Here is a 15,320-nt window from a genome sequence, read left to right as displayed (position 1 = left end):
GCCCATAACGTGCTTAAGGATCATCAGTCCAATACCTCCCCTGACATCAAACCAGCTCTTGCGTCCCTGGCCGGTAACCAGACCCCGGGGACTCGGAATTGTAGCGGATAACTGCTCAAAAGGGATGGCTTTATAAAGAATTCCTAAATCTGTTTGGCTAAAATGCTCATCCAGTAGATTCTCGTGAAAAAAAAGTAGATTTGTCATGGATTATAAAAAAAGTTATGCCCTACTTTGAACACTTTTTGTGCCAAAATAGGGCAATTTTATTATAATCCACACCCTGAAACTCAATGGGGATAACTATTACAGCTTTTCAGGAACACCCTAGCATATCGTAATGCCAAAAAGAAATGGACCCAACCGCTTCAAAACTGGAGCCTGACAATTTCACAGCTGGCCATTCATTTTGAAGGCAGGCTAAAACTCATGTAGAGTATTACTTACGTAGAATCGGTTTTTTTAAGGCATTTTGCCAAAAGAATGGATAATTTATTACCTTTACAAAACACAAAGGCCAGCTCAGTGTGCCTGAACTGGCCCCATTCTCATGGATCAAGTTATCCCTTGGTTGGTTGCACCGGTGCAGAGCCAACCTCCGTTTCACTCGATTCTGCGAATATAATAAAAAACTCAACTGACACAGTTCATCTGACACTCCCTTTAGGCTCTCTTCAAATAAACCTACTTTGGACTTGCAGGTACTGAAAATACTAAATATTACCCGTTTACCAGTACGCTGAGTAGTGTGCCTCATCAGATTATTATTTTGCTTTTCCTAGCCCCGATCCTAGACAGAATAATGAGGTGTGGGTTGTATTACAGTATAGCCCTATCTGCTATGTACCAAAAATCAGTTAAATTGAAACGAACTAGTCATTTTGAATAATTTGGTTAAAATACACACCTTTGCCATCTTTTGAATCCCAAAAATTGTCATCCTCAATATCGATGTTTACTTTTCTTAAGTAACCCAAAATAATCTCTTTATTTATCCTTTTGGGCTTAATCTTATTTTGATAATTTGATATGTCCTCAAAGGGTTGCACTTCACCGTTTTCGTAAAAAACCCATTTATGGGTTTCTTTAATTGCGTATATAAATCTGTCGATATTTTTATTGTCAGTAAAGTTATAATACCTAAAGAAAAACGCAGGGCGATCATCTTTTGTATATTTTGTATTTGTGAAATCAACGGAAATACAGGATAATTGATTTCTTGAACATAATTTGTATATTAATGTTGCATAGCCATCCATGATATTAGAAAAAAAAGCTGTTTTGCCTGGTATATATTTCGGTTCCCATATTAATATTTTAATCATTCCATTATATAATGGATTACCTACATAAATTTTGTCTGTTTCAATTGTATTTATGGACATTTTATATTTTACAATCGGTCCATTATTTAAGATCTTATCTAACATTATTTGACAAGATTTTACATCAATATCTAAAACCGTTAGCGTGACATAATTTAATTTATCTAATATCATAATTTATTTATTTGTGATGTGTAAGATTTTTTTTAAAATGGTCGTCTTTATTTTTGAATTTGGATCATTTTTCCGGATCGTCTTTTCGTGTTTTTTGCTGCTTGACTCCTTATGATCATATTCTTCATTATGATGCACTCCGTTTTTATCATATTGGATATCAGGTCTATTTCTACCTACCTTTATTCCATCCTTATCTACCTGTTGTTGGTTTTTCCGAATATTCGTTGCTCCACCCATGTCTTCAAGCTCTTTAACCCTATCATTTAATGCGTTATTATGATTTTCTCCGCCATGTACACCGCCACCTTGCCCTTTATTCGGTGCTGGTCCAGGTTGCCCAATATCAGAACTATTTGCAGTTACTCTATCCCATATCCATACAACCCCTGCACCAATGGAGCCTCCGACGATAATCCCTCCGCCTACAAGCCAGGCCGCTGGTGCTCCTGGTCCAGAAAGCGAACCATAACCTGCAACAGCCCCGCCAAGTGCAAGAGAGGAAGCCAAAATTCCGCCAGCCGCTCCACCAACTAGAGCACCACCTACAACTTTTTCATTTGTGGAGACGGATTCAAGGCCCTCTAATTCCACATTACCAGTAACCTTGTTCTCACTAAATGCATAAGTAGAGTTATAAACATATTTATCAGCCAATGGGTCCACTTGCCAGAACCTACCAATCTGAGGGTCATCCATGCGGTATTTAAATTCATAAATATCGATGCCAAAGTCCTCATTTAATTCCTGTTTCTGGAAGGTATTCTTGTAGTTATGAAAGCTTTCGTTTGTTTCTAACCCTATTCCTTTTTGCTGCAACCCAAACGGATAATAACTATATGCCTCCAGTATGGGGCTACTTACATTATAATCATCCGTGATCATCATCCGGGTATTACCCAGATGATCCTTTAAGAAATAATCATAGAGCCAACCAGTACTGTCAGCGTTAGACCTTATCCTGCCTTCCTGTGTGCCAAAGAACTGTAATGTGTCATTTAGATAAACGGCTCCCCCTATATAAGTGGTTACTGAAGGAGTTATAAGGCTAACGGTAGAATCTAAGGTGCGCTTCTGTAGTTTATTGCCAGCAGCATCATAGTAATACCTGATAGTCCCTTTACCGGGTACCCAAATTTGACTGGGTAAATTTAAGATATTATAGCTGATCTGAGAGATATTTTTGTTCTGATTACTGGTCATATTCCCATTACCATCATATGTATAGTCGACGGTCGCACTGGTCTTAGTAACACTGGGATATTTAAAATCCCCCAGTGTGCTGTTTTGGTCGTTGGCTGCGTCAACGACATACTGCAGCTTATTGCTCTGGGGCTTATAATGATAGGTCAACTGATCGATAATAGCAGAACTGCCAGTTGGTTTTAACCCGTACTGGTTCATGGTTAGAATATTACCATTGTTATCATAAGTTAAGCCCGTTACATCATATTTAACCAGAGCGTTACTGAAAACTGAATTGGTAAACTGACCAAAATGGGCAGACGTCAGTCGGCCCATTTTGTCATAGCCAAAGTCATACTTTCGGATCTTTTTATCATTAGCTCCCTTCCAGGTCATACCAGTAATATTACCATCATAACGGGCAGTGTCATAGGGAATGCCATTGATTCTGTCATTTTGCTTTTGGTCATAGCCTAAATCAAAGCCAAAATAATGCGAGTCAGGGAACGTAACAGTCTGTAAGTCAGAGGAGCTCTCTGTAAACATCTCACCACTGATTACGCCTGTAGTGGTAGCTGTATTTAGGCTATCCGTAGTGCTGTTTTGCCTGACGTAAGCTCTGTTTACACCCAGCAGCCAGCCTCGGATATTATAATCATAATCCTGGGTCTCCAGCGGCGTGGTGGTATAGCTGTTTTCACCGCTTACGACGGTAGTAGACCTTCTTTTTCCGATTTTTTTCTCACTAACCTGCCCCAGTGCATCATAGCCTACTTCACTGACTATAGCATAGGCCGCCGGCATGGCTCCAGATTTAACATGGCTATTGCTTTGCTTCATCTCAGTCTTTACGACTCTACCTAGGTCATCATACGTCATTTTGGTCACCACAACCGTAGTTTGGGTGGTACTGCCCTTTTTCTCCTCTTGCTTCTGGACAGTGACCAGTGGCCAGCCAGCCCAGCTGTACTGGGTGGTGGTAACGTCCACCCCACCCGTAATATTCTGGCTCTGGGTCTGGATTAACCTCCCCTTATCGTCATAGATGTTCACTGCTGCCAGGGTAAGGGTGCTGTCCAGCACCTTTACCCTGGTCCAGGTCACCAGGCCCTTGGTGGTAATAGTGCTATTCTGTGTAGGCGTCTCTGCATAGGGGAAGCTGGTGGTACTGGCAGGAACAAAATAGCTGTTCCAGGTAGCTAAATAACTGCTACTTAGCCCAGTAGGCAGCTTTGTATAGTCGTCGTAATGCGTCTCGGTTAGTATTGTGGAAGCAGTAGGTGCTGTATATGGGTATTTACTGGTATCTGCTGCGGTGGCAAGGATACTGGTAAGCGCTGTGGAGCTGCTGTACAGCCAGGTAGTATCAGCCCGGTTCAGGTTATCATAATGGGTAGTCAGCCATTTATGACTTACTCTCATTAGAGAGTCTTGTGTCATTACCAGCCGGTCCCTGTTATCATAGACCATATAGACAGGTCCCGCACCAGGGACCTGTTTTATAATCATCCGGTTTCTATTGTCATACTCATAACGGAAGCATTGTTCTTTTAGGATATTTTGCCCTACCGTGTTCGTAAAGCTCCAGGCGTTCGCTTCAAGTAGCCTTACCCCTTCTGGCTGGATAACGCAGCGTAAATTACCAAAATCATCATAAAGGTAATAAGTGCAGAGCCAGCCCGCATGCGGGCTGCCACTGCCGTTATCGGCCGTAGCGGATAATTGAACCTTTTTAAGGATGGTATGCCCTTCTTTATCCTTAAACTCAATTACCTGTCTGTTTTGCTCGTCTACCGTAAGATTCTTATAAAGATTGCCTGCAGGGTAAGTGCCAAGGGGGTTAAGGGTATAGGTGCCAAAACCGGAACCGGGTGTAGTTACATAGCTGACATCCCAGACTCTAACCGCATCTGTAGCGGTATTAATCCAGTATTTTTGTTTGACAGAGTGGCGACTGGCTTCAGCAGGTTCGCCGGCTGATCCCAGCCAGCTATCACCTGGCGCAAAGGTCTCTTGTACTCTGTTTAAAGGGGAGGGTTCAAAGACGGTAAGCGTTCTGGCATTTACCCCCTGACCGGGCTTAGAGATGGGGCTACTGCCGTTATACCAGCTTATCTGGTCAGCTTCTGCATTAGGGCGGAAATGGCCATCGGCAGCGTCACTGGCAGCGTAGGGCAACAGGGTGCTATTCTGTCTACCCATACTGTCATAGAGTGTGGTGGTAATCAGGTCTGCGCTGGTATTAGTAGCTGTTACCAGAGAACCTTGTTTTAAAACTGTCTGGATAGGTCTGCCCAGACCGTCAAAATACTGAACAGAGAGTTTGACGTCTGAAAGCGGGCGGGTAATGAGTAGATCTGGGTCTGTAATGGGTGCTGTTGCTGTCCAGATGGCGATATAGTTTTGATTGCTCAATGCCGTAGGCGAGCTAGTATCTGCAGGTCTTATCCCGCCCTCAACAAAAGTCGGGCAGGAGACCATTGCAGAGCCACAGCTGGAACTTATCAAAATAGAATAGCTGTGTGCGGGCATAGATTTAACAACAAAGGTATTACTGGTGCTCTGGATTCCGATGGGTGAACCATCAAAGAGCTGATAGCCGGTAAATACCGCTCCAGATCCAGAAGCTTTACCTACCGTAAAAACGATGGAGTCGTTTTGATAAAGCACTGCATCACTGGCCGTAATCACAACGTCACTTGTAGTAACTGGTGAGGAGGAAGTAATATAGGTGGTGGCCACTATTGTGCTATTAGAACAGCCACTTTTAGTAGCTTCCACTGCATAACTGGCTCCGCCACTAACCAAACTGACATTACTCCAGCTAATAGAGCTTCCGGTCCCGGCAACAGTGCTTCCCAGATTACCAGAAGTATTTTTTAACTGATAAGTAACGCCCGACTGGGAGCCAGACATCGTTATCGTAGTCGTAGTTCCGCAGATATTACCAGAGGGTGTAAGGCTATAATTGCTAAAGGTACACTGAGAGATTGCCTCTTGAGTAAGACTAAAACAAAGGAGTACCAGGCAAAAACTAAGAAACAGCGTTCTGGACTTAATATTGCTAAGCATGTAATAATGTTTTCAATTAGTTTAAGATTGTTGTGATTACCTGTTATTAATGATTTAGGTAACATATTAGCCAATAAATAGCTAGCTGTTCAGCCAATTGCCAGTTGACTGTAGTTATCTTCTAATCACCTTTAGGTCAACATTTCGACCGTCCTCTAACAGCAATTTTAGTATATACATTCCAGAAGCTAATCTACCTGGACTTATTAAAATGGCATATTTTCCAGCTTTAAGGGGTGTCTTATCCTTCGTATATACCCGATCTCCAACCATATTATACAGCGCAAGTTGTATGGAGGCATCCTCTTTCAATATAAACTCTGAGGTAAATGCTGTGCTGAAAGGATTTGGGTATACCCGTACACTGCTGATGACATTACTGGAACTAGAGATGTCATCAAGTTCTTGATTGCCAAGGCTATCACGTAAGCTTTTGGCAATAGCGTTATTCCTGACAAGAGCAATTAGTGTAGGTTTGCTAGGTTCGTTTCTATCTGGAGAAAATAATGACAGCATGCCTGACAGATATACACTATCTCCAGACTGGGTCAAGCTTAGTGTTGCAGATTTAAAATCATAATTAATGGGCTTACCCCAACTATAGTGGTCTATTACTTTGTAGGAGGTATGCTCAAATAATACGGAGTCTCCTGTCAGGTACCCTGACAGCTGTATTGGAGAGACCGTTTTATCTGTCCAGGTCCCACTGATGGAGTCCGAAGTTCCCTTTGGAAAATCCTGCAAAACTAATTTTAATGGCGTACTGCTGATTAAATACTTTCCGCTCCAGTCATAATGTAGCGTATATCCTTGATATGTTCCGGCAATCAATCTTTTAGATGGGATGCCTCCCTCTACCCTTTTAAATTCATTTAATGTGGCAAGCTTTGGAGATTTTGCGCGGTTAATTTTCTCCATCAGGATTGCGGCTATATTATTTGCATTTTCCGCTTCAGTCGTTTTCAACTCCTCAATAGCTTGTTTATAGCCTAGTGTTGCTGCCCGCCCCAACCAATATTTAGCTGAGTCTTCATCTCTTTGGATTCCATAATTGTTTTTAAAGGCCAAACCCAGAAAATACATGGAATTATCCCTACCTTTGATTGCCCCTTCTCTAAAAAGTTGCACCGCCTGTTCGTATTGCTGGTTACATCCAATTCCTTTGAATAAACAGTACGCCGTTGCGAAGCAGGCCTGATCATCTCCCATATTGGCTGCCGTCTTAAAAGATAAAAAGGCCTTTTCATAATCATTAGGTCCATTCTTTAAATATTTTACACCTTCTCTGTACACTTCTAGGGCCGTTGAAGACCGTTTTTCTAGCGCTTTTGTGATACTTGTTCTTATGCTTACCTGCGCATTTAGGACTGAACTATAAAATACTGACAATAGCAATAATAATAAGGTTATCCTCATAATCTACGTTTTAGTCAACATGTAATAAATAAGAAAGCGCAACTAATCTCTATAGCTATATGCAATTTAATTAAATAATTACATATTTTGCATATTTTTATATTTTTTTGTACTTTTAAGTTAAAATAGCAATCAACTGTGTTTATTCATTAAAACATAAGACATTATGAGAGGTCATTTTATTCACTTGTACGTTCTTATTATTTTGTCATTATTATTAACTTCATCATCCAGGGCACAACTTTCTCAAACGGTAGAAGATAAATTGCTTCCCGTCTCTCCTACTACCTACCAATTCACTAAATATGAGGATTTGCCCATTGGTAAATATACTGGTGTTGCTGATGTTACGGTTCCGTTATATACCATTGAGCAAGGCGATTTAACTATACCTATTACAATCAATTATCACACAGGCGGCATTAAAGTGAATGAAGAAGCTAGCTGGGTCGGTCTTGGATGGAACTTGCCTTTAGGGCAAATCGTTCAAACTGTCATGGACAAAGATGACTTAGCGGATGTTTATTATCTTGCATCTCAAAATTCCAAAGGGACTAGCGCTAATCCTTTATGGCTGCAACCAGACTTTATACATGGGCCTTTTTCTGTTTTGTACAATTATAACCATGATGCGTGCGGAACCTATATGCCCGCCACAACACCGACTTATACTCCACAAACACCCATTGCTGCTTATGGAGCGGCTACCACACTCAGGTATTATATGCCTTATAATGGCAACATCAATAAGCAATACCAATATTTTTTTGAAACACATGAGTACTTTGATTCAGAACATGATATTTTTAAAGCCAATTTCCTGGGCAACTCTATTGATTTTATCTACGATGTCGTGACGAATAATTTTGTATCTCTTAATAAAAAAGGCTATAAAATTGAATTTCAACAAAATGCATTTGCTATCACGATCCCAACGGGACAAACGTTTATATTTGCCCAATACGTACCTGTATATACAGATAATTCCGATAAAAATGGATGTACCATTCCTCCGACCTATATAAAGCCTACCAGCAAAAAATGGATGGTCACTAAAATTGTATCATTAAATAAAGATACAATCAGCTTTCATTATGAACAATCGGACAGTCTTTATAGATCTTTCCCACAAAATAATCAATCCGCTGTAGTTCAAAAAAGTGCTTCTTCCCATGGTATCAGCTATAACTCATTTACAGGTTATGTTTCCGGTTCCAGCACAGGTATGCTTTTTTCTTGTAATATTGGATTCGATACGATAAACCCGCTAACCACTATAATTACATTCAGGGAACCAGAATGTCATTTAACAGAAATCAAATCTAAGTTTGCCACAGTGACATTTCATGTCTCGCCGAGGCTGGATGTTAATGGAGGTGTGCGCCTAGATAGTCTATCTATCATTAATCAAAACGCACAAACCATTGACCGATTTAGTTTTGATTATAGTTATATCAACTCAAGCGCAGTAAATGATCATGTAATATCTAATGGAGCTTATTATAATGATACTAGTAAATATTCATATCTTAGAATGCAACTGAATCAAATAAAGCAAAATGATTCCAACTGGTACCAGTTTGACTATAACCCAATGAAATTACCCCATAAAAATAGCTGTGCCACTGATTTTTGGGGATTCTATAATGGAGCGTTAACCAATATCACGCTGATTCCTAATCCTGTTAGGTTTCCATTAAAAAGTTCTCTTGGCGATAGTCACAATAACCATGGAGCGGATGTTGTTTACAGCCAAGCAGGTATATTAACCTCCATTACTTATCCTACTGGTGGAAAAACTAGTTTTACCTATGAGTTGAATACCTTCAATAATTATTTTGCTCCTGACAAAGACTCTCTAAATAATGTTATAACCAAAGGGGAAGGGCTGCGTACAAAATCTATATATTTTTATACAAATGGGTCAATAAGCCCTTCAAAAAGAATCTCTTATGGATATTTTGGAGGAATCAATAACTCACCAAAATTATTTTTTAGAGACGAGCAGTTGTCCGTATTGAAAACTGGAGAATTAATTGACGGGTATTATAGCCTATATACTTATGACCAGACTGTTATAAACGGCTCACAATATTTATCCTCTAATCCACTTGGGAGCCACGCTGGTGTTGGATATTCAGAAGTGATTCAATACAATCTGGATAACCTTGACAATAATATAGGTACTGTGGATACCTATTTCAATAATAGTCAAGATATCCTAGGTAATGCTGGTATTACTAGTGGAAGTGCAGTCATATTCTCTGTCCCCTCTTTTAAATCTCCGGAAGAACCCGAAAGTGGTTCCGTTGCCAAAGAAGATATAAGAGATAGTAATCAGGTTTTAACAAAAAGGACGCTCAATTACTATTCTAATCACAGCTCGCCTATCTATTACAGTGTTATGGTTGCAGGGTATCCTGCTTTGGTTAATGTAAATGACCCTGTTGGTAATGAATGTTCTCATTATGTAATTAATCCTCATAACCTTTTAGTTTGGTATCCTGTATTTGATGTAGAAACCCTACCGGATAGTACCATTGTTTATAATTATTCACTAAATGATTCGCTTAAAATGAAAGAAACCAATATTTACGAATCACAATACCGATTGATACACCGAAATGTCTATCAGGATTCGAAAGGTGCTTCTAATTCAACTGCATATTATTATCCATTTGATTATAGTGCTTCTAATGTTGTGTATACCCAAATGGTTAATGACAATAGAATTGCCGAAGTTGTAAATACTTCTGATTTAAAGGGAGACATGACAGGTCATTATGAACACTCAATAAGTAACCATTTTATAGCTGGGAACAGACCTAATTCCTATTTACTGTCCTCCATTTCTGAACGTTATGGCAATATTAACCCAGAAACGACAAATGCAACGTATGACATATATGATGGAAATAATAATCTGTTGCAATACACCGTAGCTGGTACTCCTACGACTTTAATCTGGGGATACAAAGGGCAATATCCGGTCGCACAAATTAAAGGAGCCTCCTTTAATGAGATAAATCCTTTGATAGATACTGCTGCCATTTATAATAAAACAGATGACGATATCTCCCCGTATTTAAGCCAACTCCGCACACAATTGAAAAACAAAACTGATGTATTGGTGAAGACCTATATCTATTTACCTCTGGTAGGCCTAACTATGGAAACAGATGAAAATGGAGTGATCAAAAAATATAAATATGACAATTTTAATAGACTATCAGATGTTTTAGATAAAGACAATAAAGTGATAATGCATAACGGCTATCATTATAAAGAAAGGGATTAGTCTTGTTTTATCTAAAAGATGATTTTTTCACCTTTTACTGGAAAAAAGTGTGCAGCTTATAACGAGCTGCACACTTTTTATAATGCATACCAGTCTATTTGACCTATTTAATCAGGTTCATTTTGGCTTTTAGTTTCTGCCAGTATTTAGAATCTAAGAGTGCCTTGTTGGAATGATCTGCACATTTAAGCTGGGCATCCAGAACTGCAATATTGGCCATATTGACAATATTGCGGACGGAACTTCCTAACTGTAATACATGTACGGGTTTTTTAAGCCCTAACAAAATCGGTCCAATCAGTTCCGCTCCACCCACTTCTTTAAGCAAGTTATAGGCGACGTTACCTGCGGTAAGATTAGGGAAGATCAAGGTATTGACATCTTTATCCACCAGTTGGCTGAATCCGTAGTTTTCCTTTAATACTTCCTTGTTAAATGGTAGCCATGCCTGCATTTCACCGTCCACCACCAGATCCGGATTTTTTTCTCTGACAATCCTAGTCGCAGTAGCCACAAGTTTGGCTTCATCGGAGGGATTGCTTCCAAAATTGCTATAACTCAACATGGCAATATGGGGCGTGATATTAAAGTTGCGGATTTCTTTAGCCACCATCAGCGTAATATCGGCTAATTCCTCTGCTGTCGGATTAAAGTTTATCGTGGTGTCCGCCAAAAATAACGGACCTTTTTTAGTCAGCAGCAGATACATACCGGCAATCTTCTTGACACCAGGCTCAACACCGATGGTTTGCAGGGCCGGCCTGATAGCATCCGCATAGTTCTTGGTCAAACCGGAAATCATTGCATCCGCCTCTCCCATTTCAACCATCATGCAGCCAAAATAGTTGCGGTCGCGCATGAGTTTACGGCTTTCATAATAATTAACGCCTTTGCGCTGTCTTTTAGTGAAGAAGGCAGCGGCAAATTTCTGGCGGGTTTCCTCCAGATTGGGGTCTCTGGTATCCACAATTGGAAAATCTTCAATATTAATGCCGTTGTCCCTGGCGATGGATTCAATTTTAGAGCGTTCTCCCAGTAATATCGGATAGCAGATGCCGTCCTCATAAGCGATGGAAGCAGATTTAAGGATCTTCTGATTATCCGCTTCAGCAAATACAATTCTTTTAGGATTGCGGCGCACCTGGCCGCCGATAGCCCGGATGACCTGATTGTCCAGTCCCAGCCTTTTATTGAGTTCCACTTTATAACCCTCCCAGTCACTAATAGGACGTTTGGCAACGCCGCTATCTATTGCTGCCTGGGCTACTGCAGGTGATACCGAGGCCAGTAGCCTGGGATCCAGAGGCTTTGGAATAATATAATCCGGTCCGAAAATAATATTCTTTTGCCCGTATGCCATGGTAACGATGTCGGGAACCGGTGTTTTAGCTAATTCTGCCAATGCTTTCACTGCTGCGAGTTTCATGGCCTCATTGATTTGGGTGGCGCGAACATCTAAGGCTCCTCTGAAGATATAAGGGAAGCCAAGTACATTATTTACCTGATTAGGATAATCACTTCTGCCAGTAGCCATAATAATATCATCTCTGACCGCCTTGGCCGCTTCGTAAGAGATTTCTGGCGTCGGATTGGCCATCGCAAAGACAATGGGCTTGGTATTCATCGACGCTACCATTTCTGGTTTTAGTACATTAGGTGCGCTAAGGCCAATGAATACATCCGCGCCTTTCATGGCTTCCGCCAGTGTTAAGCTGGCGTTATCGACTGCAAACTGTGCCCGGATATCCCCTAAATCTGTTCTCCCTTTATGCAGCACACCGTCAATGTCAAAAATAGTAAAATGCTCATGCTTGGCACCCAGCGCAACATAAATCTGTACACAAGCAACGGCGGCAGCACCGGCACCGGAAATCACAAATTTAATGTCCTCAATTTTTTTACCTTGTATCTCCAGGGCATTCAGCAGGGCCGCACCACTGATAATGGCTGTCCCGTGCTGGTCATCGTGCATGACCGGGATGCTGAGTTGCTTTTTTAAATTTTGTTCAATATAAAAACACTCCGGAGCCTTGATGTCTTCCAGATTAATTCCTCCAAAAGTAGGTTCCAGAGACTTGACGATCTGTACAAATTTCTCAGGATCGGATTCATTGATCTCGATGTCAAAAACATCAATATCCGCAAATATTTTAAACAGCACACCTTTGCCTTCCATAACGGGTTTGCCGGCAAGCGCGCCGATATTTCCCAGACCCAGTACGGCAGAACCATTACTTATTACTGCTACCAGGTTTCCTTTGGCCGTATATTTATAGGCATCCTCCGGATTGGCATGGATCTCCATACAAGGCTCGGCGACTCCAGGGCTGTAGGCAAGTGAAAGGTCTCTTTGGGTTTTGGCTTCTTTTGTTGGAATGACTTCAATTTTTCCCGGACGCCCTTTGCTGTGGTAAAGCAAAGCGTCCTGTTTCTTAGCATCTGACATAATTATATTGTATGTGTTGTGGATACGAAGGTATAAAAAGCCTCAGATAAGCAAAAAAAAAGATGATATTTTAGGAATTCGTTTCTCTTTGCTACTCAGTAAGTTATATATTGCCAGTCTGGGACCCCAGCCAGGCCATCATGGCCATGCCCGTTTTGATGGCGGATTCATCCACATCAAAATGAGGTGTATGAACATTATGGATAATACCGCGCGCTTCATTGCGTACGCCCAGGCGGTAAAAACAGCCTGGAATATGTTGCGTATAATGTCCGAAGTCCTCGGCGCCCATTCTTAATTCTGTTTCCTCCACCTTATCGGCCCCTATAAAATCTTCCGCCAGCGTTTTGCAGGTTTCCGTAAGGGCCGCCTGGTTATAAACAGAGGGATAGCCTATGTCGATATGAACATCCACTTTGGCGCCCATTGAACTGACCAGCCCTTCAGCCATTTTTTTAATAAGATCATGTGCTTTATAGCGCCAGGTCTCATCCATGGCCCTGAAAGTTCCTTTTAGTTTTACTTCGGAAGGTATTACATTGGTGGTGTGTCCTCCCTGGAAAGAACAAATGGATAATACGGAAGGTGAAAACGGATCACAGTTGCGGCTGATCAACTGTTGCAGGCTGACAATTAATTCAGATGCAATCAATATCGTATCTGCGGTCAGGTGCGGCGCTGCGGCATGACCGCCTTCGGACTGAATGGTAATGTATATCTCATCTGCACTGGCCATCACTCTGCCGCTTCTGAAACTGAGCCTGCCGGCGGGCAGTCCGGGATGCACATGCAGGCCGATAATACCCGCCGGAGCCGGATTTTCCAGCACACCTTCTTTTATCAATAGACTGGCTCCGCCCGGATTTTTTTCTTCTCCCGGCTGAAAAATTAATTTTACAGTTCCCTCCCATAAATCCTTCGTCTCAGCCAGGATTTTTGCAGCACCAAGCAAACAAGTCGTATGTACATCATGGCCACAGCCATGCATGACACCGGTATTTTGTGAGACATAAGAGGTCGTATTGGCTTCCAGTATGGGCAGCGCATCCATATCTGCTCTTAAGGCGATCACTCTACTGGTGGGATTCTTACCTTCAATTAGTCCAATAACGCCGGTTTCAGCCATGACCTGAAAAGGAATCTGAAATGATTTTAACTTTTGCTGCACAAATTTAGAGGTCTCAAATTCCTGATAGCTTAGCTCAGGATGGGCGTGCAAATGTCTGCGTATATCTATAAACTCACTGTGATAAGCTTCTGCGAGTTCTTTTATTTTATCTTTCAGCATAATAGAAGGAATGTAATAGGATGAAAATGTCCGGCTTGCTTAGGACATTCAATTTTTTTATGTATTGGCAGGGTCTGTAACGATGGCCACGCTGGCACTACAGCCAAGCCGGGTGGCACCTGCCTGAACGAGGTCTGCGGCAAATGCATAATCCCTGATGCCGCCGGAGGCTTTAATACCCATGTTTGCTGGCAGATTTGCTTTGAATAACGCTACCGCATACAGGCTGGCTCCTTTTTCAGCATAACCGGTGGAGGTTTTTAAAAAGTCAATATCTGCCACGCCGTAAAGCTGGCAGCATTTGATGATTTCCTCGTCGGTCAGTATACCGCTTTCAATAATAATTTTAAGGGTTTTCTTCTCTTTTTTAATGACCGGCATCAGGTGATTCAGCTCACTTGCCAGATAAGTCCAGTCCTGATTTTTCAGGGCAATTAAGTTAATGACCACGTCCAGCTCATCGGCCCCATCTACCATTGCTAGTACGGATTCCGCAAGTTTGGCTTCAATAGCACTATACCCAAAAGGGAAGCCGATTACAGTACCCACCTTGACGTTAGTCTCTTTAAGCAGGCTACTAGCCATTTTTACAAAAGGCGGCGGTATGCATACCGATGCAAATCCGTATTGCTTAGCCTCCTTACAACATTTCTCTACATCGCTAATCAGCGTGGTCGGTTTTAATACCGTATGATCTATTAAATGATTGAGTCGCATGAGTGATTGTGATTATTATTTTCCTGCAATTTTAGTTCCTGAAAATCCTTCTTTTGTTAAAAAGGTCAGGACTTTTTCTCTTTGGTCACCCTGGATTATAATCTCCCGGTCCTTAACAGCGCCGCCAGTACCTAAAAACTTCTGTAGTTTTTTACCCAGGTCTTTGAGGTCTGCTTCATTGCCGCTAAAGTCTTTGATAACGGTGGCAGCTTTTCCGCCCCGGTTTTTAGTTTCCAGCCAGATGCGTAACCGCTGCTCTTTGGCAGGAGGTGTGAGGACCTGCTCGGTTTCATTTTCCAGTTTAAAATCGGGGTTGGTACTATATACATAACCGCCGGCTGTGTTGCTGTAATCTTTTTTATGCTTGGCCATATTGCATTGGAAGATTTTGGGTTAGAA

Annotated in this window: 9 protein-coding genes; 1 reads left to right on the top strand and 8 read right to left on the bottom strand. The window is 41.4% G+C overall.

Features of this window, described 5'->3' with window-relative positions; all coding sequences use genetic code 11:
- From BLU80_RS16270 to BLU80_RS16255, 4 genes are all read right to left on the bottom strand, one after another.
- A partial coding sequence (locus BLU80_RS16270) for a hypothetical protein (protein WP_139188181.1) occupies positions 1-207 on the bottom strand: 207 nt, incomplete at its 3' end.
- A gap of 665 nt (positions 208-872) precedes the next feature.
- Positions 873-1,499 carry a hypothetical protein gene (locus tag BLU80_RS16265; RefSeq protein WP_091400583.1) on the bottom strand — a complete coding sequence of 209 codons (627 nt, stop codon included), beginning with the start codon at positions 1,497-1,499 and terminating at the stop codon, positions 873-875.
- A gap of 3 nt (positions 1,500-1,502) precedes the next feature.
- Positions 1,503-5,756: a DUF6443 domain-containing protein gene (locus tag BLU80_RS16260; protein ID WP_139188180.1), complete on the bottom strand. Its 4,254-nt coding sequence runs from the start codon at positions 5,754-5,756 to the stop codon at positions 1,503-1,505.
- A gap of 114 nt (positions 5,757-5,870) precedes the next feature.
- Entirely contained in the window at positions 5,871-7,172 is a 1,302-nt protein-coding gene (locus BLU80_RS16255; RefSeq protein WP_091400579.1) for a T9SS type A sorting domain-containing protein, read from the bottom strand.
- Positions 7,173-7,338: 166 nt separating this feature from the next.
- Here BLU80_RS16255 and BLU80_RS16250 point away from each other — a divergent pair, with 166 nt between their 5' ends.
- Entirely contained in the window at positions 7,339-10,470 is a 3,132-nt protein-coding gene (locus tag BLU80_RS16250; protein ID WP_091400578.1) for a hypothetical protein, read from the top strand.
- Positions 10,471-10,573: 103 nt separating this feature from the next.
- On the opposite strand, the gene BLU80_RS16245 is transcribed toward BLU80_RS16250, so the two are convergent.
- The 4 genes from BLU80_RS16245 to BLU80_RS16230 all read right to left on the bottom strand — a co-directional run bounded on the left by BLU80_RS16245 (position 10,574) and on the right by BLU80_RS16230 (position 15,293).
- Positions 10,574-12,916 carry an NADP-dependent malic enzyme gene (locus tag BLU80_RS16245; protein WP_091400576.1) on the bottom strand — a complete coding sequence of 781 codons (2,343 nt, stop codon included), beginning with the start codon at positions 12,914-12,916 and terminating at the stop codon, positions 10,574-10,576.
- 103 nt (positions 12,917-13,019) lie between these two features.
- Positions 13,020-14,204: a M20 metallopeptidase family protein gene (locus BLU80_RS16240; RefSeq protein ID WP_091400575.1), complete on the bottom strand. Its 1,185-nt coding sequence runs from the start codon at positions 14,202-14,204 to the stop codon at positions 13,020-13,022.
- A gap of 57 nt (positions 14,205-14,261) precedes the next feature.
- Positions 14,262-14,921 (bottom strand): deoxyribose-phosphate aldolase, encoded by a 660-nt coding sequence (gene deoC, locus BLU80_RS16235; protein ID WP_091400573.1) that lies wholly within the window; start codon positions 14,919-14,921, stop codon positions 14,262-14,264.
- 15 nt (positions 14,922-14,936) lie between these two features.
- Entirely contained in the window at positions 14,937-15,293 is a 357-nt protein-coding gene (locus BLU80_RS16230; protein WP_091400572.1) for a translation initiation factor, read from the bottom strand.
- Between the last annotated feature and the right edge of the window lie 27 nt (positions 15,294-15,320).

It is taken from the genome of Arachidicoccus rhizosphaerae, from assembly GCF_900107765.1.
In the GTDB taxonomy this organism is placed as follows: domain Bacteria; phylum Bacteroidota; class Bacteroidia; order Chitinophagales; family Chitinophagaceae; genus Arachidicoccus; species Arachidicoccus rhizosphaerae.
This window is presented reverse-complemented; position numbering and strand designations above follow the sequence as displayed.